The sequence below is a fragment of the Piscinibacter gummiphilus genome, from assembly GCF_002116905.1.
Lineage (GTDB): Bacteria > Pseudomonadota > Gammaproteobacteria > Burkholderiales > Burkholderiaceae_C > Rhizobacter > Rhizobacter gummiphilus.
The window spans coordinates 3,748,655-3,768,020 of the sequence record NZ_CP015118.1 but is presented as its reverse complement, the minus strand read 5'-3'; the positions used below and the strand labels follow the sequence as shown (position 1 = coordinate 3,768,020).

16 protein-coding genes are annotated in these 19,366 nt (G+C 70.6%); 5 read left to right on the top strand and 11 right to left on the bottom strand.

Annotation, left to right across the window (positions count from 1 at the left end):
• Positions 1-135 precede the first annotated feature (135 nt).
• Both A4W93_RS16970 and A4W93_RS16965 read left to right on the top strand, forming a co-directional pair.
• Positions 136-2,784 (top strand): carbohydrate binding domain-containing protein, encoded by a 2,649-nt coding sequence (locus A4W93_RS16970; protein WP_085751730.1) that lies wholly within the window; start codon positions 136-138, stop codon positions 2,782-2,784.
• A 107-nt stretch (positions 2,785-2,891) separates the two neighbouring features.
• A complete protein-coding gene (locus tag A4W93_RS16965) occupies positions 2,892-3,434 on the top strand; it encodes a GNAT family N-acetyltransferase (protein ID WP_157782180.1) in 543 nt (180 codons plus the stop codon).
• Between the two features lie 15 nt (positions 3,435-3,449).
• Here A4W93_RS16965 and A4W93_RS16960 read toward each other — a convergent pair whose 3' ends face one another.
• The 4 genes from A4W93_RS16960 to A4W93_RS16945 all read right to left on the bottom strand — a co-directional run bounded on the left by A4W93_RS16960 (position 3,450) and on the right by A4W93_RS16945 (position 10,049).
• Positions 3,450-4,655 carry an acetylornithine transaminase gene (locus A4W93_RS16960; RefSeq protein ID WP_085751728.1) on the bottom strand — a complete coding sequence of 402 codons (1,206 nt, stop codon included), beginning with the start codon at positions 4,653-4,655 and terminating at the stop codon, positions 3,450-3,452.
• 249 nt (positions 4,656-4,904) lie between these two features.
• The gene (locus tag A4W93_RS16955) at positions 4,905-7,301 is read right to left on the bottom strand and encodes a penicillin-binding protein 1A (RefSeq protein WP_284293490.1); all 2,397 of its coding nucleotides are present in this window, start codon (positions 7,299-7,301) and stop codon (positions 4,905-4,907) included.
• A gap of 44 nt (positions 7,302-7,345) precedes the next feature.
• Positions 7,346-9,475 carry an Ig-like domain-containing protein gene (locus A4W93_RS16950; protein WP_085751726.1) on the bottom strand — a complete coding sequence of 710 codons (2,130 nt, stop codon included), beginning with the start codon at positions 9,473-9,475 and terminating at the stop codon, positions 7,346-7,348.
• Positions 9,476-9,608: 133 nt separating this feature from the next.
• Positions 9,609-10,049 carry an FKBP-type peptidyl-prolyl cis-trans isomerase gene (locus A4W93_RS16945; protein ID WP_085751725.1) on the bottom strand — a complete coding sequence of 147 codons (441 nt, stop codon included), beginning with the start codon at positions 10,047-10,049 and terminating at the stop codon, positions 9,609-9,611.
• 110 nt (positions 10,050-10,159) lie between these two features.
• Between A4W93_RS16945 and A4W93_RS16940 the strand changes: the two genes are divergently transcribed.
• Positions 10,160-11,107, top strand: a complete 948-nt coding sequence (locus A4W93_RS16940; RefSeq protein WP_085751724.1) for a tRNA dihydrouridine synthase — start codon at positions 10,160-10,162, stop codon at positions 11,105-11,107.
• Here the strand turns inward: A4W93_RS16940 and A4W93_RS16935 are convergent.
• Entirely contained in the window at positions 11,104-12,231 is a 1,128-nt protein-coding gene (locus A4W93_RS16935; RefSeq protein WP_085751723.1) for an ABC transporter substrate-binding protein, read from the bottom strand. The two genes, A4W93_RS16940 and A4W93_RS16935, sit on opposite strands and share 4 nt — an antisense overlap.
• Positions 12,232-12,374: 143 nt before the next feature.
• Here A4W93_RS16935 and A4W93_RS16930 point away from each other — a divergent pair, with 143 nt between their 5' ends.
• Positions 12,375-12,602, top strand: a complete 228-nt coding sequence (locus A4W93_RS16930) for a hypothetical protein (RefSeq protein WP_085751722.1) — start codon at positions 12,375-12,377, stop codon at positions 12,600-12,602.
• Entirely contained in the window at positions 12,599-13,081 is a 483-nt protein-coding gene (locus A4W93_RS16925; protein ID WP_085751721.1) for an RDD family protein, read from the top strand. Before A4W93_RS16930 ends, A4W93_RS16925 begins: the two co-directional genes overlap by 4 nt.
• A gap of 110 nt (positions 13,082-13,191) precedes the next feature.
• On the opposite strand, the gene A4W93_RS16920 is transcribed toward A4W93_RS16925, so the two are convergent.
• From A4W93_RS16920 to A4W93_RS16895, 6 genes are all read right to left on the bottom strand, one after another.
• Complete coding sequence (locus A4W93_RS16920) at positions 13,192-14,988, bottom strand: glutamine--tRNA ligase/YqeY domain fusion protein (protein ID WP_085751720.1); 1,797 nt, start codon at positions 14,986-14,988, stop codon at positions 13,192-13,194.
• A gap of 73 nt (positions 14,989-15,061) precedes the next feature.
• Positions 15,062-16,096: a hypothetical protein gene (locus A4W93_RS16915; protein ID WP_085751719.1), complete on the bottom strand. Its 1,035-nt coding sequence runs from the start codon at positions 16,094-16,096 to the stop codon at positions 15,062-15,064.
• Complete coding sequence (locus A4W93_RS16910) at positions 16,093-16,836, bottom strand: outer membrane lipoprotein-sorting protein (RefSeq protein ID WP_085751718.1); 744 nt, start codon at positions 16,834-16,836, stop codon at positions 16,093-16,095. Before A4W93_RS16910 ends, A4W93_RS16915 begins: the two co-directional genes overlap by 4 nt.
• A gap of 14 nt (positions 16,837-16,850) precedes the next feature.
• On the bottom strand, positions 16,851-18,080 hold the full coding sequence (locus A4W93_RS16905) for an ABC transporter permease (RefSeq protein ID WP_085751717.1): 1,230 nt from the start codon (positions 18,078-18,080) through the stop codon (positions 16,851-16,853).
• Positions 18,077-18,751 carry an ABC transporter ATP-binding protein gene (locus tag A4W93_RS16900; protein WP_085751716.1) on the bottom strand — a complete coding sequence of 225 codons (675 nt, stop codon included), beginning with the start codon at positions 18,749-18,751 and terminating at the stop codon, positions 18,077-18,079. The genes A4W93_RS16905 and A4W93_RS16900 overlap by 4 nt, the downstream gene beginning before the upstream one ends.
• Positions 18,748-19,302, bottom strand: a complete 555-nt coding sequence (locus A4W93_RS16895) for a hypothetical protein (RefSeq protein WP_085751715.1) — start codon at positions 19,300-19,302, stop codon at positions 18,748-18,750. The genes A4W93_RS16900 and A4W93_RS16895 overlap by 4 nt, the downstream gene beginning before the upstream one ends.
• Positions 19,303-19,366 lie beyond the last annotated feature (64 nt).

Here is a 19,366-nt window from a genome sequence, read left to right as displayed (position 1 = left end):
CGGCCGTGCAGTTCTTCACGGCGTGGCGCTCGAGGATCCGCGACGTCCAGGCGCCAGGACAGGCACCCGCTCGCGCTCGCCAACCAGAGAGGTGCATCACCGCGAGGACGGGCTGCGCCTGCAAGGGAGTTCGCAATGAAACAGTGGCGCTTTCACGCGCTGGCCGGCCTGCTGATCGCCGGCGCCGCACCGGGGGTCCTCGCGGCCACCGCGACCGTGTACTACTACACCCCGTACAAGGGCTGGACCAGCCCGAACATCCACCACAACGCGAGCGGCACCTGGACCGCCGTGCCCGGCGTGCCGATGGACGCCGCGTGCAAGGACTGGACGAAGAAGACGCTCGACTTCGGCGGGTCGAGCTTCCAGACCGTGTTCAACAACGGCAACGGTTCCGCCTGGGACAACCCGAACGGCGGCGGCAACTACACCGTGCCGGCGGGCGTGCACCGTGTGAAGAACGGCGTGCTCACCGCGAACGCGGGCGACCCGTGCGTCGTGCTGCCGGAACAGACCGCGACGATCTTCTACAAGCCGAACACGTCGTGGACCACCGTCAACATCCACTACGCCCCGAACGGCGCCGCGTGGACCACGCCGCCGGGCATCGCGATGGACACGGCCTGCACGGGCTGGCGCAAGAAGACGGTGTCGCTCGGCCAGGCCACGGGCCTCGCCGTCACGTTCAACAACGGCTCCACCTGGGACAACAACAGCGGCCGCAACTACGCGCTCGGCACCGGTACCACCACCGTGGTCAACGGCGTCGTGACCGGCAACGCGGCGAGCCCGTGCGGCGAGCCCGACACCACGCCGCCGACCGACCCCGCGAACCTGGTGGGCACCGTCAACGGCACCACGGTCAGCCTGACGTGGACCGCGTCGACGGAGGACAAGAGCACCTTCTCGTACATCATCACCCGCACCGGCGGCACCAGTGGCACGGTGACCTTCACGTCGGCCACCAACAGCTACGTCGACACCACCGGCGCACCCAACACCGTCTACAACTACTCGGTGGTGGCACGCAACACGGTGCCCCTGACGTCCGGCGCGGCCGCCAGCCCGCCGATCAAGACCGGTGAGGTGACCGTCTCGTCGACCGTCTTCTCGTGGGACAACGCCACGGTCTACTTCCTGCTGAACGACCGCTTCGCCAACGGCGACACGTCGAACGACCGCAGCTACTGCCGCGAGTCGAACCAGGCCTGCGTCTCCTTCGGCAACGACCTCACGCAGATGCCGAGCGGCTTCCACGGCGGCGACCTGAAGGGCATCACCGCGAAGCTGAAGGCGAACTACTTCAAGGACCTGGGCGTCAACGCGCTGTGGATCACCGCGCCGTACGAGCAGATCCACGGGTTCGTGTTCGGCGGCAACGGGGCCAAGCACTACGGCTACCACGGCTACTACACGCTCGACTGGACCGCGATCGACAAGAACATGGGCACGCGCGCCGACCTGCAGGAACTGGTCGACACCGCACACGCCCAGGGCATCCGCGTCGTGATGGACATCGTCGTCAACCACACCGGCTACGAGACCATCAAGGACATGGCCGAGTACGGCTACGGCAAGCTCAACAGCGGCTGGGAATCCACGGCGTACAAGTCGGCCGACGTGCTGACCGACTGGAACAACGACATCGGCCGGTTCATCGACTACACGAGCAGCAACTGGGCGAACACGTTCTGGACGCGCGACTGGGTGCGTCTGAACAACGTCGCGGGCTATGACCAGTGCGAAGGCACCGACGGCCTCAAGGGCTGCGTGGGCTTCCTGCCGGACATCAAGACCGAGGTCGCGAACAGCGTGGGCATCCCGTCCATCCTGTCGGTGAAGTGGAACCGCGAAGGCCGCATGGCCGCAGAGCAGCAGAAGCTCGACGCCTGGTTCGCGTCCAACGGCAAGGCGCGCTCGCCGGCCAACCACATCATCAAGTGGCTGACCGACTACGTGAGCGAGTTCGGCATCGACGGCTTCCGCGTCGACACCGCCAAGCACGTGGACATGAACGTGCTGAAGGACCTGAAGGCCGAGGCCGTGAAGGCCCGTGCGGCCTGGATCGCGCAGAACCCGGCCAAGGCCGCGGTGCTGTCCGGCGACAAGTCGTTCTGGATGACCGGCGAGGTGTGGGGTCACGGCGTGGGCCGCTCCGCCTACTTCGACAACGGCTTCGACTCGATCATCAACTTCAACTTCCAGGGCGCGGCCGGCAACGTGGGCAGCCTCAACGCCACGTACACCGAACTCGCCACGGTGAACGCCAACAACAGCATCCCGTTCAACGTGCTGTCGTACATCTCGAGCCACGACAAGGGCCTGTTCGACCGAAACAACCTGCAGACCGGCCTCACGAGCCTGCTGCTGGCCCCGGGCGGCGTGCAGCTCTTCTACGGCGACGAGAGCGCGCGTCCGCTGATGGGCAACTGGACCGGCGACCACGCCTGGCGCGGCGACATGAACTGGAGCAGCACGAACACCGCGCTGCTCGCCCATGCGAAGAAGCTCGGCCAGTTCCGCAACAACCACGTCGCCGTGGGCGCGGGGTCGCACACGAAGCTCGCCGACGCGCCCTTCACGTTCTCGCGCGTGAAGGATGCCGACAAGGTGGTCGTGGCGATCGGTGCCGGTGGCCGCGCGGCCATCACGGTCAGCGGCGTCTTCGCCGACGGCCAGCAGGTGCGTGACGCGTACACAGGCGCCCTCGCCTCCGTCTCCGGCGGCAAGGCCAGCGTCGACGTGGGCAGCGCCGGCGTGGTGCTGCTCGAAGCGGTGAACTGACCGCGGCAAGCGGCATGCTGGCGGCCAACGTGGCCGCCGGCCCCCGATGCGCCCCCCACACCATAGGGGGGCGCATTTTTCGTTGTTTCGTCAGCATTGCAGGAACCATGTCCGACACCAGCCTGCCCCTCCACATCGGCCCGGCCTGCCTGGGCGACGCCCGCGCCATCGCGGAGGTGCACGTGCGCTCGTGGCAGCAGGCCTACCGGCACATGCTGCCGTCCAACTACCTGTCGCTGCTGTCGGTCGAGCGCCGCGAGGCCATGTGGCTCGCGTCCATGACCCAGCGGCGTCCCGAACTGGTGGTGGCCCACGAGGGGCCCGACCTCGTCGGGTTCGTGGCCTTCGGCCCGTCCCGCGACGGCGATGCCGACGACGGCGCCGCCGAAGTCTGGGCGTTCTACGTGGAGCCGGCCTACTGGTCGCGCGGCGTGGGCCTCGCCTTGTGGAACGAGGCCCTCGAGCGCATGGCCGACGACGGCGCGCGGTCCGTCACGCTGTGGGTCATCGAGCACAACGAACGCGCGCTGAGGTTCTACCGCCGCGCGGGCTTCGAGGCCGACGCCGGTCCGCGCAAGGTCGTCAACGTGGGCGGGGTCCAGTTGCGGGAGGTGCGGCAGGTGCTGCGCCTGTCGCCCGCCGCGGCCTGAATCCCGCGGCCGCCGTCAGGCGCCCGGCAGCACCTCGTCCAGTGCGTCCAGCAGCAGCGCCACCTCGTCCCCGCTCACGTTGAGCGCCGGCACGAAGCGCAACCGCTGCGGCTGCACCGCGTTGACGAGCACCCCGTCCCCGGGCCGCGTGCGCAGCACCTCCGCGACGTGCGAAGCCTGGCCGGCACCGGGCAGGTCCAGCGCGAGCAGCAGGCCGCGCCCGCGCACCGGACCGCTGCCCAGCCGCGCGCCGATCCGTTCGAGGCCCTCGCGCAGCTGCTGGCCGCGCGCGTGCACGTTCTCGAGGAAGCCGGGCGCCGCGACGGCCCCGAGCACCGCGGACGCCACCGCACACACGAGCGCGTTGCCGTTGTAGGTGCCGCCCTGGTCGCCGGGCGCGAAGCAGCAGACGGCCTCGCGCGCGAGCAGCGCCCCGATCGGCACGCCGCCGCCCAGCCCCTTGCCGAGGGTCATGACGTCCGGCCGCACGCCCGGTGCGGTGTGCCCCCACCAGTCGCCCGTGCGGCCCACGCCCGTCTGCACCTCGTCGAACATCAGCAGCAGGCCGTGGTGGTCGCATAGCGCGCGCAGCCCCTGAAGGAACGCCGGCGTGGCCTCGACGACACCGGCCTCGCCCTGGATGGGTTCGAGCATCACGGCCACCGTGCCGGGGCCCACGAGTGCCTCGACGCTCGCGAGGTCGTTCAGCCGCGCCTTCGGGAAGCCGGGCACCTGCGGCGCGAACAGCGTGTCGAAGCCCGGTTTGCCGCTCGCGCTCATCGTCGCGAGCGTGCGGCCGTGGAAGCTGTTCGTGAACGTGATGATCTCGTAGGCACCGTCCCGGTGGATCCGCCCGTACTTGCGCGCGAGCTTGATGGCCCCCTCGTTGGCCTCGGCCCCGCTGTTCGTGAAGAAGCAGCGGTCGAGGCCCGACAGGGCCACGAGCCGGTTCGCGAGCGCGACGGCCTGGTCGTTGTGGAAGCCGGGGCCGATGTGCAGCACCCGGTCCGCCTGCGCGCGCAGCGCCTCGGCGATCACGGGGGGCGCGTGGCCCAGCGTGTTGACGGCCCAGCCTTGCACGACGTCGAGGTGCCGGCGGCCGGTGTCGTCCCACAGCCAGCTGCCTTCACCGCGCATGAAGACGGTGTCAGGGCGGTTCGTTACGGTCATCAGCGCGGCGAATGGGGACGGCGCGGAGGCGGGGGGAGGGTGGTCTTTCATGCCTTGGTTCCTGGTGAGGTGGGGGGGGAACAAGGTCACGGAGAACCGCTCGGGCCCGGGAGTCCCGGACGGGCGGCTCCCAGAAACAACAAAGGCCACGAGGGGTCTCGTGGCCTTGGCGTGTGAACGCGGGGGCGTTCGGGCAGGACGAAACCGCTCAACGTCGACGTCGAGCGGGTCGTCGGGTGGTCACCCGAAGCTGGGGATGGGACTGTGCGTTCACGGGCACAGCATAACGCAGTCGCGCGATCACGTGGGATCGGTCTGGAACGGCGCACGCGTGGGATGAACCGGCTGCGGCGGTGGGGCCGGGGCGGGCAAGGGCGCCGAGGCCGGTGCGGGTGACGACGGCGGCGCATCGAGCGATTCGGTCGCGTCGTCGAAGCCCACGTTCGTCTTCGCGCCGCCGAAGGCCCACTCGATGTAGGTCCAGTCGCCACCGATCTTGATCACGTCCTCGGGCGCCGCGGGTGTTTCCACCGGCACGCCCTTGAGGGCCTGCGACATGAAGTCGATCCAGACGGGCATCGACAGCGTCGCCCCGTACTCGCGCGCGCCGAGGCTGCGCGGGTTGTCGTGGCCCATCCACACCACGGCCACCAAGCTCGGCTGGAAGCCGGCGAACCAGGTGTCCACCGCGTCGTTGGTGGTGCCGGTCTTGCCGTACAGGTCCGGCCGCTTGAGCTGGGCCTGGGTGCGGGACGCGCTGCCGGTGCGGGTCACCTCGTTGAGCAGGCTGTTCGTGATGAACACGTTGCGTGCGGGCACCGACCGCTGGCTCTCGTCGATCTCGACCGGCGGGGCTTCGAACAGCACGTTGCCCTGGGCGTCGGTGATGCGCTGGATCAGCATCGGCTCCACGCGGTAGCCGCCGTTGGCGAGCGTGCCGTAGGCCGCGGCCAGTTGCAGCGGGGTGGTCTGCCCGGCGCCGAGGGCCAGCGTGAGGTTGTCGGGCTGCTGGGCGGGGTCGAAGCCGAAGCGGCCGGTCCAGTTGCGCGCCGCTTCGGGGCCCATGAGCTTCACGAGCCGGATGGTCACGAGGTTCTTCGACTTCGCGAGCGCCTGGCGCATCGTCATCGGACCCTCGTAGGCGCCGTCGGAGTTCTTCGGGTCCCAGCCGGACGAGGCCACGTCGCCCGGCAGCGAGAGCGGCGCATCGTTGATCAGTGTCGCGGGCATCACGCCGTGTTCCAGCGCGGCCGAGTACAGGAAGGGCTTGAACGTGGACCCGGGCTGGCGCCAGGCCTGGCTCGCGTGGTTGAACTGGTTGCGGTTGAAGTCGAAGCCGCCCACCAGCGCCCGCACGCGGCCCGTGCCCGGGGCCACGGCGACGAAGGCGCCTTCCACGTCGGGCCACTGGCGCACCGCCCACTGGCCGCTCGTGGCGAGGTCCTGCGCCACCCGGATCACCGACCCGCGGCGGATCGATTCGGACGCGCGGGCCCGCGACGACAGCGCCGCCTGCACGGCCCGCAGCCCCTCGCCGCGCACCTGGATCACCTCGCCGGTGGCGAGCGTGGCCACCACCTGCTGCGGGCTCGCCTCGGTGACGATGGCCACGCGCAGGTCGTCGTCGTCGCGGTAGTCGCCGAGCAGCTGGACCACCGCCGCATCCGTGGCACCCAGGCCGGCGGGGATGTCTTCCTGGTCTTCCGGGCCGCGGTACGGCTGGCGGCGCTCGAAGTCGAGCATGCCCTTGCGCAGCGCACGGTAGGCGGCCTGCTGGTGGTCGGACCGCAGCGTGGTGGTGACCTTCAGGCCCAGCGTGTAGGCCGCCTCGCCGTAGCGCGAGAAGACGATCTGCCGGGCCATCTCGGCGACGTGTTCGGCGTGCAGCTGCGTGTCGCGCTCGGTGCGGATGTGCAGCACCTCGTCGCGCGCGGCCTGCTCCTCCTCGGCGGTGATCATGCCGGCCTGGCGCATGCGGTCGAGCACCTGCCGCTGCCGCTGGCGCGCGCGCTCGAAGTTGGCGACCGGGTTCGCGTAGATCGGGTTCTGCGGCAGGCCGGCCAGCATCGCGCATTCCGCGAGCGACAGCGCCGACATCGTCTTGCCGAAGTACGCCTGGGCCGCCGCCTCGAACCCGTACGCGCGGTGCCCGAGGAAGATCTGGTTCATGTAGAGCCCGAGCACCTGGTCCTTGCCCAGCTGGCGCTCGATCTTCACCGCGAGCAGCATCTCGTTGATCTTGCGCATGTAGGTCTTGCGCGACGAGAGGTAGAACGTGCGGGCCACCTGCTGCGTGATGGTGGACGCGCCCTGGCTGCGGCGCGAGCGCCAAAGGTTCGTCAGCACCGCGCGCACCACGCCCCGGGCGTCGACGCCGATGTGTTCGCGAAAGCGCACGTCCTCGATCGCGAGCACGGCGTCCTGCATCTGCTTCGGGATCTGCGAGATGGGCACGAGGTAGCGCCGCTCGGAGCCGAACTGGCCGATCTCGGCGCCGTCCTCGGTGTAGATGCGCAGCGGCTGCTTCGGCCGGTAGTCGGTCAGGGCCGTGAGGTCGGGTTGCCGCTGGTACAGCAGGGTGGCGCCGACCACGGCGGTCATCACGACCGCCACGCACAAGGCCACGAGGGCCAGCAGGACACTGCGGACGGCGACACCCCGCTGGCGCCGCCGGGAAAGGGGAAAGGACAATCTCACCCGCCGATTATCGCGATCCCCGTGTAACGAAACGAAGACGGCCGTCAGGGGATGAAGTTCAGCCCCTCGGGCAGCGTCGACGCCGGGGTCTCGAAGAACGGCCCCGCACCGTCCGGGTCGATGAACGTGGCCCCGTTCGATGCGAAGAACGTGGCGATCTGGGCCTGCGCCGCCAGCGCGAAGGGTGCGGCCGCCGGCACGGCGAGGTTCGTCAGGAACGTGTGGCCCGCCTTGCCGACCGCCGGGTTGGCCCCGTACGCCAGGTCGTTGCGGAACATCGTGGTGCGGTCGGCGAGACCCCCCGCGCGCACGAGGGCGGTGTTGGCCGGGTTCGGCACCACGACGTCGCCCAGCGCGAACTGCACGATCACGGGTTTCGCGGCGTTGCCCGCCAGCGGCCGCTTGCGCAGCGCCGCCGCGTACGCCACCGGGTTGCCCGACTGCTGCACCCATTCGTTGCGGTCGAACACCTGCTGGATCGCGATGGCGCCCGGGACCTGGTTCACCACCGGCGCCAGGTTGCGCAGCGGGATGTTCTCGAAGAACGCGATGCCGCTCGGGTCGGGCAGGTTGATCAGCGAGGGCTTGCGGCCCGCGAGGTAGGCGCCGGCGAGCGGGCGGAAGAGGCCCAGGCGCGAGACCTCGGTGAGCGAGCCGCCCGCGACGTTGGGCACACCCGCCTTCAGCGCGGGCTCGATGGCGAGCAGCGCCGTGCCGTAGATGCCGCCGAGGGACTGGCCCGTGTAGTAGATGCGGTTGGCATCCAGGTCCGGGGCGCCGTCGCCGTCGACGTCCACACCCACCTGCACCTGGCGCACGAGCTGCAGCAGGTCCACGACCGTCTGGCGCAGGCCGTCGCGGTTGCTGACGATGCTGTTGACGCCGACGGCGCTCAGGCCCTCGGTGGCGTCGATGGTGCCGTTGTGGTCCTGGTCGATGCCGCGGCCGCCCGCGGGCACGGACACCGGACCCGCGCTGTTGCGCACGACGTTGAGCGTGCCGAGCGGCCCGCCTCCGTGGCCCACCGCGTTGATGCCGATGGAGGCGATGCCCTTCGAGGCCAGCACCGCGGCCAGGGTCCACGGACCGCCGTAGACGCTGTCGCTGAACCCGTGCCCGAAGATGGCGACCGGCCAGCCCGCGGCCGGGCGCGGGCCGGCGGGCAGGAAGACCTGCGCGGTGAGCGTGTTCGCGCCCAGCGGCTGGGGTTCGCCGGTGAGCGTGGGCGTGGCCGGCAGCACGATGTCGGCGTTCAGGTAGTTCGGGCTGCGGAACGTGCCGTAGGCGACCTGCCCGACGACGCCGGGCACCACGGCCAGCGCGGGCGTGGGCACGAAGGATGTGGTGAAGGCGGGCGCGGTGCCGGTCTGGCGAACCCACTGGATGGCGGCAACGTCGGCCACCGCGAAGTTCGCGCGCACCGGGCCGGCGGCCGACTGGCCGACCTGGAAATCGACGGGCGCCGGTTTCGTGCGCTGGATCTGCCGGCGGATCTTCTCGAGGTCGGACGTGGTGCTCTGCGTGGTGAACAGGCTCGCCGCGACGATGCGCGGGCCCGTGCCGCACGAGCGCAGCGCGTCGACCAGCAGCTTGCGGTACGCGGCGAGGTCGGCGTTGCGGGCCTGCGCGGCGTCCAGCGCCGCCTCGAACTTGCCGAACGCGCCCGATTCGATGGGGGCGCCCGACGTGTCGCGCACGCCATTGGTCACCACGAGCACGTAGCGGGTGTGTTCCTGGAGTTGTTCGTCCGACTCGAACGACAGCACCTGCGTGGCGACGTCCCACACCACCTGGTTGATGCCCACCTTCTGGCCGAAGCCGTGGCCGGTCAGCGTGTCGCCGAGGTTGAGCAGCCACACGGTCTGGCTGGTGACGGTGGCGGGGTCGATGGCGCCGGTGAACGGCACCGTGAGGCGCGGCTGCACGTTGAAGCCGTCCAGCGTGTTGATCACGTGGACGTCGGCGCAGTCGGACGGCAGCTGGGTGCAGTCGGGCAGCGGCAGCTTCACGCGGCGCAGGGTCTTCTGGCCGAAGTCGGCGACCGTGAAGCGGTCGCTGGGGAACGGGCTGCCGGCGGGCGACGCGAGGTCGAAGCGGGGGCTGACGCCCGCCGCCAGGGCGAACGCAGGCGCCGCCAGCACGACCGAGGTCGTGAGGATTCGTTTGAAGGTCATGTGTCTCTTTCGTTGGTATGGGGAAGCACGAGCCTCAAAATGCACAACTGTGCAGAATTGATTGTTCCCCATCCCGCGAAGAGACGCCACCGGGCGGAGGCAGGGGTTTCCCCGCCTCCCGGTGTCACACGGCTTACTTGCCGGCGACCTCGAGCAGTTCGATCTCGAACTGCAGCGTGGCGTTCGGCGGGATCACGCCACCGGCGCCGCGTTCGCCGTAGGCGATGGACGGCGGGCAGGTGAGCTTGGCCTTGCCGCCCACCTTCATGCGCTGCACGCCCTCGGTCCAGCAGGGGATCACGCGGTTCAGCGGGAAGCTGGTGGGTTCGTTGCGCTTGTACGAGCTGTCGAACTCCTTGCCGTCGAGGAAGGTGCCGCGGTAGTGCACCTTGACCGTGTCGGTGGCGGCCGGGCTCGGGCCCTTGCCCTCCTTGATCGAGGCGTACACGAGGCCGCTGGCCGTGGTGACGGCGCCCTTGTCCTTCGCGACGGCGGCCGGCGTGCCGTTGGCGGTCTGCGCGGAGGCGAACGGCAGGGTGCAGGCGAGGGCGGCGAGGCAGAGCAGTTTTTTCATCGGATGTCTCCGTTCCTGAGGGGCCGCCATGATCTCCGTTCACGGCCCTTCGTGCAAATGGAGGCCCGGCACCGGATCGGGGACAATGGCGGGCTTCGCTCCGTTGTCCCATGACCATCCTGCTCGCGCCCATGGAAGGGCTGCTCGACTTCACGCTGCGCGACATCCTCACCCGGGTCGGCGGCATCGACCGCTGTGTTTCCGAGTTCATCCGGGTCACGGGCACGTTGCTGCCCGAGCGGGTGTTCACGCGCGTGGTGCCCGAACTCGAGCACGGCGGGCGCACGTCCGCCGGTGTGCCGGTGCGAGCGCAGCTGATGGGGTCCGACGCGGTGTGCCTCGCCGAAAACGCCGCGCGCCTGGCCTCGCTGGGCCCGGCCGGTGTCGACCTCAACTTCGGCTGCCCGGCCAAGGTGGTGAACCGGCACGGCGGCGGAGCGGCGCTGCTCGCCGATCCCGAGCTGCTCGCGCGCATCGTCTCGGCCGTGCGCCGCGCGGTGCCGCCGGAGATGCCGGTCTCGGCCAAGATGCGGCTGGGCATCGCCGACACGGCCCGCGCCGTCGAATGCGCCCAGGCCATCGCCGACGCGGGCGCCGACGAGCTGGTGGTGCACGCCCGCACGAAGGCAGACGGCTACAAGCCGCCCGCACGCTGGGAGTGCATCGCCGGCATCCGCGAGGCGGTGAAGGTGCCGGTGGTGGCCAACGGCGAGATCTGGAACGCGGCGGACGCCGCCGCGTGCCGGCGCGAGTCGGGCTGTGACGACCTGATGGTGGGGCGCGGCATGGTCTCGTACCCCGGTCTCGCGCTCGCGATCCTCGACCCCTCGCGCCCGCCGCTCGAGTGGGACGCGCTGATGCCGCTGATGGCCGAGTTCTGGGACCTCGTGAGCCGCAAGATCGAACCGCGCGCCCGCGCGGGGCGGCTCAAGCAGTGGCTGAACTACCTGCGCCGGCACTATCCCGAGGCGGGCGAGGCCTACCTGCGGGTGCGCACCATCAACGACCCGGTGCAACTCGCCGAGGCCTTCTTCGGCGAGGCCCTGGTGCCCGCCTAGCGGATGAACACGCCGCGCGGGCCCACGATCGTCATCTCGACGAACCGGCCCGGGTGGTGGTTCGTGGGGCTGAACGAGATGTCGCCGGTCGCGACCTTCATCTGGCGGATGCCCTCGATGCCGCGGTTCACCGTCTGCGGCGTGACCACGGGCCCCGCACGGCGCAGGCCCTCGAACAGCATGCGGAACATCAGGTACGCGCCGTAGTGGCCGTAGCTGGGCGTCTGCTTCGCGCGTTGGGTCTCGGCCATGTAGTCGCGCGCGAGCGGGTCGGTCTGCCGCCAGTACGGCACGATCTGCGTGACGGCCACGCCGCGCGCCTCGTCGCCCAGCGCGGGCAGGGCGCCGAGGGCGGTGCTGATCGTGTAGATGGGCGCGGCGCCCATGGCCCGCTGCGCCTTCACGTAGCCCACCACGGTGGGGCCGGCGATGGACAGCATCAGCACCGCTTGCGGCTGCTTCGCGTTGACGGCCGCGGCGGCGGCCAGCGCGTCGGACGCGTCCACGGCCACCGGCACCGAGGCCACCAGCGCGCCGCCTTGGTCCTTGATGGCTTTCTCGGCGAGCGGCAGCATCAGCTTGCCGAACTCGTTGTTCTGCCACACGACGGCGATGCGTTCCCGCTTGAGCGTCAGCAGGTGCCGAACGCATTCGTTCACCTCGTCCACGTAGGTGGCCGTGGTCGTGTAGAAGTACGGGTTCGGGGCCAGGCGCAGCAGGTGCGAACCCGTGTAGACCCCGAACAGCGGCACCTTGCGCTCGGCGATCAGCGGCAGCACCGCGGCCACGCCCGGCGTGCTGGCCAGGCCCGTGAGGGCCACCACCTTGTCGCGTTCGATCAGCGTGTGCACGTTCTCCACGGTGCGGCGCGGGTCGTATGCGTCGTCCAGTTGCACGAGCTGCACCGGCCGGCCGGTGATGCCCCCCTTGCGGTTGAGTTGCTCCAGCGCGAGGTTCTGGCCCTGCACGATGGGGGCGAGGGCGGGCGCGACGGGCCCCGACAGCGGAAGGCTCTGGCCGATCAGGATGGGCGCGGGCTGGGCGAGGGCGGGTGTGGCGAATCGCGCGCCCGCGAGCGCGGCGGCGCCGGCCAGCAGGCCGCGCCGGTTCAAGGTGTGGCTCATGGAAAGGAAGTCCCCGGGGTTTTTATGTGCAGATCTCCGGATGCCGTCGAGGGCGTCCGACCCGGGAAATCTACCCCAAAGGACCTCATTTGTGCACGGCTGTGCAAATAAACGACGGGCTTGGGCTGCTGTACGCTTCGGCCATGAAGACCCACAACATCGAAATCCAGCGGTTCAAGGCCATCTCGCACAGCAACGGCCTGATCAACGCCCAGGTCGACGCCCTCGTGATGCCCTTGAAGCCCACGGAGGACCGCACCCCCACCAGCTGGCTCAGCATGACCGAGGAAAACGCGCGCGTGCTGATGGCGCTGCTCAAGCAGCAGTTCGCCGAGATCGACAAGACCAAGCCGCGCAGCCGCCGCTCATGAACGCGGACGAGGAACTCGAGTACGTCGGGTTCTGGGCCCGCTTGGGCGCGGTGCTGATCGACACCCTGCTGCTGCTGGTGATCGTGATCCCGGTGCTCCACGGGTTCTATGGCTGGGCCTACTGGGACCCCGCCCGCACGGGCTGGGTCGCCGGTCCCGCCGACCTGCTCGTGACCTGGGTGTTCCCGGCCATCGCGACGGTGCTCTTCTGGCTGTTCCGCGCAGCCACGCCGGGCAAGATGGCCATCGGCGCACGCGTGGTGGACGCCCGCACGGGGCAGCCGCCGTCGTTCAACCAGTCGGTGCTGCGTTACCTCGGGTACTTCGTGTCGACGATCCCGTTCGCCCTGGGGCTGATCTGGGTGGGCATCGACGCACGCAAGCAGGGCTGGCACGACAAGATCGCCGGCACGGTGGTCGTGCGCCCGAAGCACCGCGGCGTGGAGCCGGTGCGGTTCGAGGACACGGACGGCAACTGAGCAAGAGCGCGTCGTCCCGGCGCAGGCCGGGACCCTCGGCGTTCACCGAGCAAGCTGCTGCGTGAGCCACCGCCCAAGGTCCCGGCCTGCGCCGGGATGACTGGGAGGTGTTATTTCGCCGCCCAGGTGTCCTTGAGCGTCGTGGTGCGGTTGAACACCAGCTTGCCCGGCTGGCTGTCGTGCCGGTCGGCCACGAAGTAGCCGTGGCGTTCGAACTGGAACTTGTCGTCGCCCTGCGCCTGCGCGAGGGGTGACTCCACGACGGCCTGCACCACCTTCTTGCTGTCCGGGTTCAGCACCGTCAGGAAGTCGGTGCCGCCTGCGTCCGGCTGCGGCACGGTGAACAGGCGGTCGAACAGGCGCACCTCGGCGGGCACACCGGTGGCCACGCTGACCCAGGTGATCACGCCCTTGACCTTGACCGCGTCGGCGCCCGGCGTGCCGCTCTTGGTGTCGGGCACGACGGTGGCCAGCACGGCGGTGATGCGGCCGTCGGCGTCCTTCTCGCAGCCGGTGCACTCGATGACGTAGCCGTACTTCAGGCGCGCCTTGTTGCCCGGGTACAGGCGGTGGTAGCCCTTCACCGGCACCTCGAGGAAGTCCTCGCGCTCGATCCACACCTCGTTCGTCAGCACGAAGTCGCGGTGGCCGCGCTCCGGGTGCGCCGGGTGCACGGGCGCGTGCGCCGGCTCCTGGTGCGACTCGCTGCCGAACACCTCGGCGAAGTTGGTGAGCTTGAGCTTGACCGGGTCGAGCACGGCGCTCGCGCGCGGGGCCTTCGCGTCGAGGTCGTCGCGCAGCGCGATCTCGAGCGAGCTGTAGTCGAGCCAGCCGCCGGCCTTGCTGACGCCGCTGCGTTCGGCCAGCAGCTGCAGGCTCTCGGGCGTGTAGCCGCGGCGGCGCAGGCCCACGATGGTGGGCAGGCGCGGGTCGTCCCAGCCGTCGACGTGCTTGTCGGCCACGAGCTGGCGCAGCTTGCGCTTGCTGGTGACGATGTACGTGAGGTTCAGCCGCGCGAACTCGTACTGGTGCGGGCGCGGCTGCGACAGCAGGCCGAGTTCGCACAGGTGGTCGAGCACCCAGTCGTAGAACGGGCGCTGGTCCTCGAACTCGAGCGTGCAGATGCTGTGCGTGATGTTCTCGAGCGCGTCCTCGATGGGGTGCGCGTACGTGTACATCGGGTAGATGCACCACGTGTCGCCCGTGTTGTGGTGCGTGGCGCGGCGGATGCGGTAGATGGCCGGGTCGCGCAGGTTGATGTTCGGGCTCGCCATGTCGATCTTCGCGCGCAGCACCATCGAGCCGTCGGGGTGCTTGCCGTCGCGCATCTCGCGGAAGCGCGCGAGGTTCTCCTCGGGCGTGCGGCCGCGGAACGGGCTGTCGACGCCGGGGTGGCCGAAGTCGCCGCGGTTCGCGCGCATCTCTTCCGCGGTCTGCTCGTCCACGTACGCGAGGCCCGCGCCGATCAGCGCCTCGGCGCCGCGGTACATGAAGTCGAAGTAGTTGCTGGCGTGGTACAGGTTGTCGTCACCGAAGCTGTGCCAGTCGAAGCCGAGCCACTGCACCGAATCGCGGATGGAGTCGACGTACTCCTGCTCTTCCTTCTCCGGGTTCGTGTCGTCGAAGCGGAGGTGGCAGGCGCCGCCGTACTCGCGGGCGAGGCCGAAGTTCAGGCAGATGCTCTTGGCGTGGCCGATGTGCAGGTAGCCGTTCGGCTCGGGGGGGAACCGCGTGCGGATGCGGGCCGGGTCCGGCTGGCCGGCGGCATGGTGGGCGGCGTCGCCGGGGCTGCCTCCGAAGCGGCGCGAGGCGTAGGTTCCCTGGCTCAGGTCGCGTTCGATGATCTGCCGCAGGAAGTTGCTCGGCTTGTGGTCCGCGCCAGTGGAGGTGCTCTTGTCGTCGCTCATGAATTGCGCTGGTGATTCGAGGGGCCGGACCCGTCCGGGCCCATGGGAAAACCATTGTAGACGCCGGCCTCCTTCAGAACGACCACGTGGCGGCCGCGTAGCCGATGTGGTTGATGGGGCTGGCCGCCATCACCGACCCGGCGGGTCCTCCCAGGCGGCGCAGGCCCACGTCCACGCGCACCCGGTCGCCCTGCCACCCGAGGGCGGCCGTGGTCGTGTGGCTGCGGTCGGACGGCAGCCACAGGTGGTCGAGCGACGGCTCCCACCCCTCGTGCGTCCACGACACCCGCACGAAGACGCTGCGCCGGCGCAGGTTCTGCAGTGCGGACGCCTGGGTGAAGAGTCCGCGCACCGACCGCGGGTCGGCCCATTCGGCGTCCGACGGCGCGCTGCCGTCGTACCAGACCTCGCCGATCACGCCGACCTTGTTCTCTCCGGTCCACGTGAAGCCCGCGAGGGCCTGCGGCACGTGGAAGCGGCCGTTGACCTCGTGGGCGTACCGCACCGAGGCGTGGATTTCCGTGGCGTCGGTGGCGACCCACGACACCGCCGTGCCCAGGCTCGGACCGGTGTCCTCGCCCTGGCGTGCGAATGCGTGCCAGTCGGCGGACCCCACGCGCCGCCAGGCGCGCGCGGCGAAGGCGTGTTCCTTCGACGACGACGTGGGGTCCACGGCCACCAGCGACCAGGCCTCGTCGGTGCCGAACCGCTCGGCCTGCAGCACCGCCTTGCCCTGCAGCAGCACGGGCAGCAGCGTGCGCCGCCGCTCCTGCTGCACCACGTCGTTCGGGCGGAAGCCGTAACCCACGTCCCACGAGACGATGCGGCGGCCCGCGGCGAACGACCAGCCCGCCGCCTCGCCCGCGGCGTACAGCTCGTTGACCCGCGACAGGTCGGTGTCGCCCGCATGTTCGGTCCAGGCGTGGGCGAGGGTGCCGGACGCGGTGACGGCCCGCCAGCGCCCGCGCAGCTCGGCCTCGGCGGTGGCGTTGCGGCCGGTGGTCTGGTCGTCGACCCGCAGCCGCACCTGGCCGCCGAAGTCGGCCTCCGCCTGCGCGGCCGAGGCCGCGAGCAGGCCGGCGGCGATCAGCGTCGTCGCGCGGTTCATTCGAGTTCCGGGTTGCGGGCGAGGTACATCGGGTTCAGCCACGCCTCGGGCACCGACCGCGTCTTGCGCGACAGGTACTGCACGCGTGTCTCGCGGCCGTTGGCGAGCTGGTCCGTCAGCACCATGCCGGTCATCGTCGTGGGCGCCTCGGGCCGGTCCATCACGAACCGCGCCTGCTTGGCGAGCTTCTCGGACTGCACGTAGAGGTCCGCGCGCAGCGGCTCGTGCCGCGCCGCGCCGATCCACAGGCCGATGCGCTGGTACGTGACGCCCCTGCGCGCCGCGGTGAGCGCGAGGTGGATGCAGGCCACCTCGCCGCACCGCTCCTCGCCCACGACCTCGGCCGTGTAGTCGTCGGACCAGCGCATCGTCGCGACGTCGCCGGTCGAGGCATCGCCCAGCAGCTTCTGCGTGGGCGTGATGCGCAGCGGCCGCTGGCTCGACGGCATCAGCAGCCAGAAGTCATCGCTCAGCATCAACACCTTCTGGCCGCGTTCGGCGGGGCTGCGCATCAGCACGAGCGAGCGGTGGCCCGACTGCGAGAACGTGGTGTAGCGGCGCTGCTTGTCCGGCGAACCGTCGGACTTCGTCGTGTCGATCTGCACCTCGACCTGCACGTCGTCGCTCGCGACGCGGTAGCGGTCGGCGGCCTTGAGCAGGGCGGTGGCGTCGGCGGCCTGCGCGTGCCAGGCGCACAGCGCGAGGCACGCGGCCGCGAGGGCGCGGAGGAGGGAGGTCATGGCGGTCTCCGGGGTCAGGTGTGGGCGAGGGCGGCCACGAGCGGCCGGTTCACGGTGCGGCGGGCGATCCAGGCGGAGGCGAGCATCGCCAGCACCACCATCGCGACGGCCACCGCGGCGTACAGGCCCGCGTCGATGGACACGACGAGCGGGTAGCCGGTGGAACGTCCCGGGGGCGGGGGCATCTGCACGGGCACGAGGTACAGGAAGACCGAGATGCCGGCGGCGACGGCCGCGCCGATCAGCGCCCCGCAGCCGCCGAGCACCAGGCCTTCGAGCGAGAGGGAACGCAGCAGCTGCGACGGCAGCGTGCCGAGCGTGCGCAGCGTGCCGATCTCCCGTGTGCGTTCGACGATGGAGGCGGCCATCGCGTTGGCGACGACGAACACCACGATCACGCCGATGATGGCCCCGAGCGCGCCGAAGATGATGTTGTAGAGGGCTCGCACCGACTTGTACATCGCGGCCTGGTCCAGCCAGGTCTGCACCGTGAGCGTCGGGAACGCGGCGGCCAGGCGGGCCTGCGCGCCGGGGGTGTCCGTCATGCGGTTCAGGTACACCCCGAGCGTCGACACCCGTTCGGTGACGAGCAGGCGCTGCGCGGTGGCGATGTCGGTCATCACCGCGCGCCTGTCGATCTCGGGTGTGCCGGTGGCGAAGATGCCCTTCACCCGCACGTCGATCGCGTTGAGCGCACCCTCGGTGGTGCTCGCGAGCATCGTGAGGCTCGTGCCCGGCTCGGCCTTCAGGCTCTTCGCCAGCGCCTCGCCCAGCATCACCTCGGCGTCCTTCGAACCCGACGACAGCACGTCGCCGGCCACCACCTTCAGGAACGGGCCCTTGACGGCGAACTCGCTGTCGGGGTCGATGCCGGAGGCGAGCATCACGGTCGACTTGTCGCCGTTGCTGATCAGGCCGCTGAACGTGATGCGCGGCAGCACGAAGCGCACGTCCGGATCGGCGCGCAACGCCTTGCCGAGCGCCGCGGGATCGTCGAGGCCGTGCTGCAGCGGCGTGTCCTCGTCCTGCTCGAACTGCGCGGGCTGGCCGAGGACCAGGTGGCCCGAGAGGCGCGCGGACATCTGCGCGAGCGATTCGTAGGTGGACAGCGCGAACCCGCCCGCGACCAGGATGGCCGCGGTGCCGAGCGCGGCGACGGACACGGTCACGAGCGAACGCCGCCGGTTGCGCAAGGTGTTGCGCACCGCGAAGTCGAACCAGCGCCAGGTGGTGCCGAGGCTCATTGCAGCCTCCCGTCGCGCAGGGCCAGCACACGGTCGCAGCGGTCGGTGAGGCGGCTGTCGTGCGTGGCGATCACGAAGGCCGCGCCTTCGGCGTGGCCGCGTTCGCGCATCAGGTCGAGCACCTGCGTGGCGGTGACCGAGTCGAGGCTCGCGGTGGGTTCGTCGGCGATCACGAGGCGAGGGCGCTTGACGAGCGCCCGCGCGATGGCGGCCCGCTGCCGCTGGCCGCCCGACAGCGCGTCGGGCCGGTGGTCGGCGTGGTCCTGCAGGCCCACCGCCTCCAGCTGCGCGGCCACGCGCGCGCGCCGCTCCTTCGCCCCGACCCCCGCGAGGAACAGCGGGTAGTCGACGTTCTCGGCCACCGTCATCACCGGCACGAGGTTGAAGCTCTGGAACACGAAGCCCAGCGCATCGCGGCGCAGCCGCGTGCGCTCGGCCTCGTCGCCCGGCGGCACCTCGACCCCGCCGAGGTGCACGGCGCCTTCGTCGGGCGTGTCGATCAGGCCGCACAGGTTGAGGATGGTGCTCTTGCCGCTCCCGGACGGGCCGGTCAGCGCGAGCAGCTCGCCGGCGCGCACGGCGAGGTCGACGCCGCGCAGCGCGGGCACCACGTGGCGGTCGAGGCGGTACGTCTTGGTCACGCCGCGGAGTTCGACGACGGCGCCGTTCACGGGGCGCTCCGGTTCGCCTGCTCGGCCTGCTTCTCGGCCACGCGGGCCACGGCGTCGCGGAAGCCGGCCGGTGCGGTCGCGAACGCCGGGTGGGCCTGCACCTCGTCCAGCAGCTTGCGGCCGCGGCTGCCGCGGTTCATCAGGGCGGGTACGGCGAGGAAGGTGTTGGCCGCGGTGAACTTCACGAGCAGGGCGGGCGGCGTGCCGTTGAGGCGTTCGGTGTCGTGGGCCGGGGTCAGCATCGACAGCGCCTTGTCGAGCGCGGCCATGCCGTCCTCGGCGTGGGCGACCTTGCGCCACGGCAGCATCGTGGTGCGGGCGCGCATCGCCTCCAGCGCGCCGCCGTACGCGACCGGCACCGGGTTCGCCGGCTCGGCCTTCTGGAGCGCGGCGAACGTGGCGGCGGCCTGGTCGAGTGCGCCGTTGTCTCCGGCGGCGGCGGCGCGGAAAGTCTGGTTCGCGGGCTGGAACTCGGCGTCGGTGAGGGCGTGCGCGGCGCCGTGCATCAGGCACAGGCCGATGGCGGCGAGGGAGATCGTGCGGAGGATCATGTCGGGCTCCTGGGAGTGGATGGAGGGGGACAACACCGTCAGGCTAGGGACCCGCCTCCCGGAA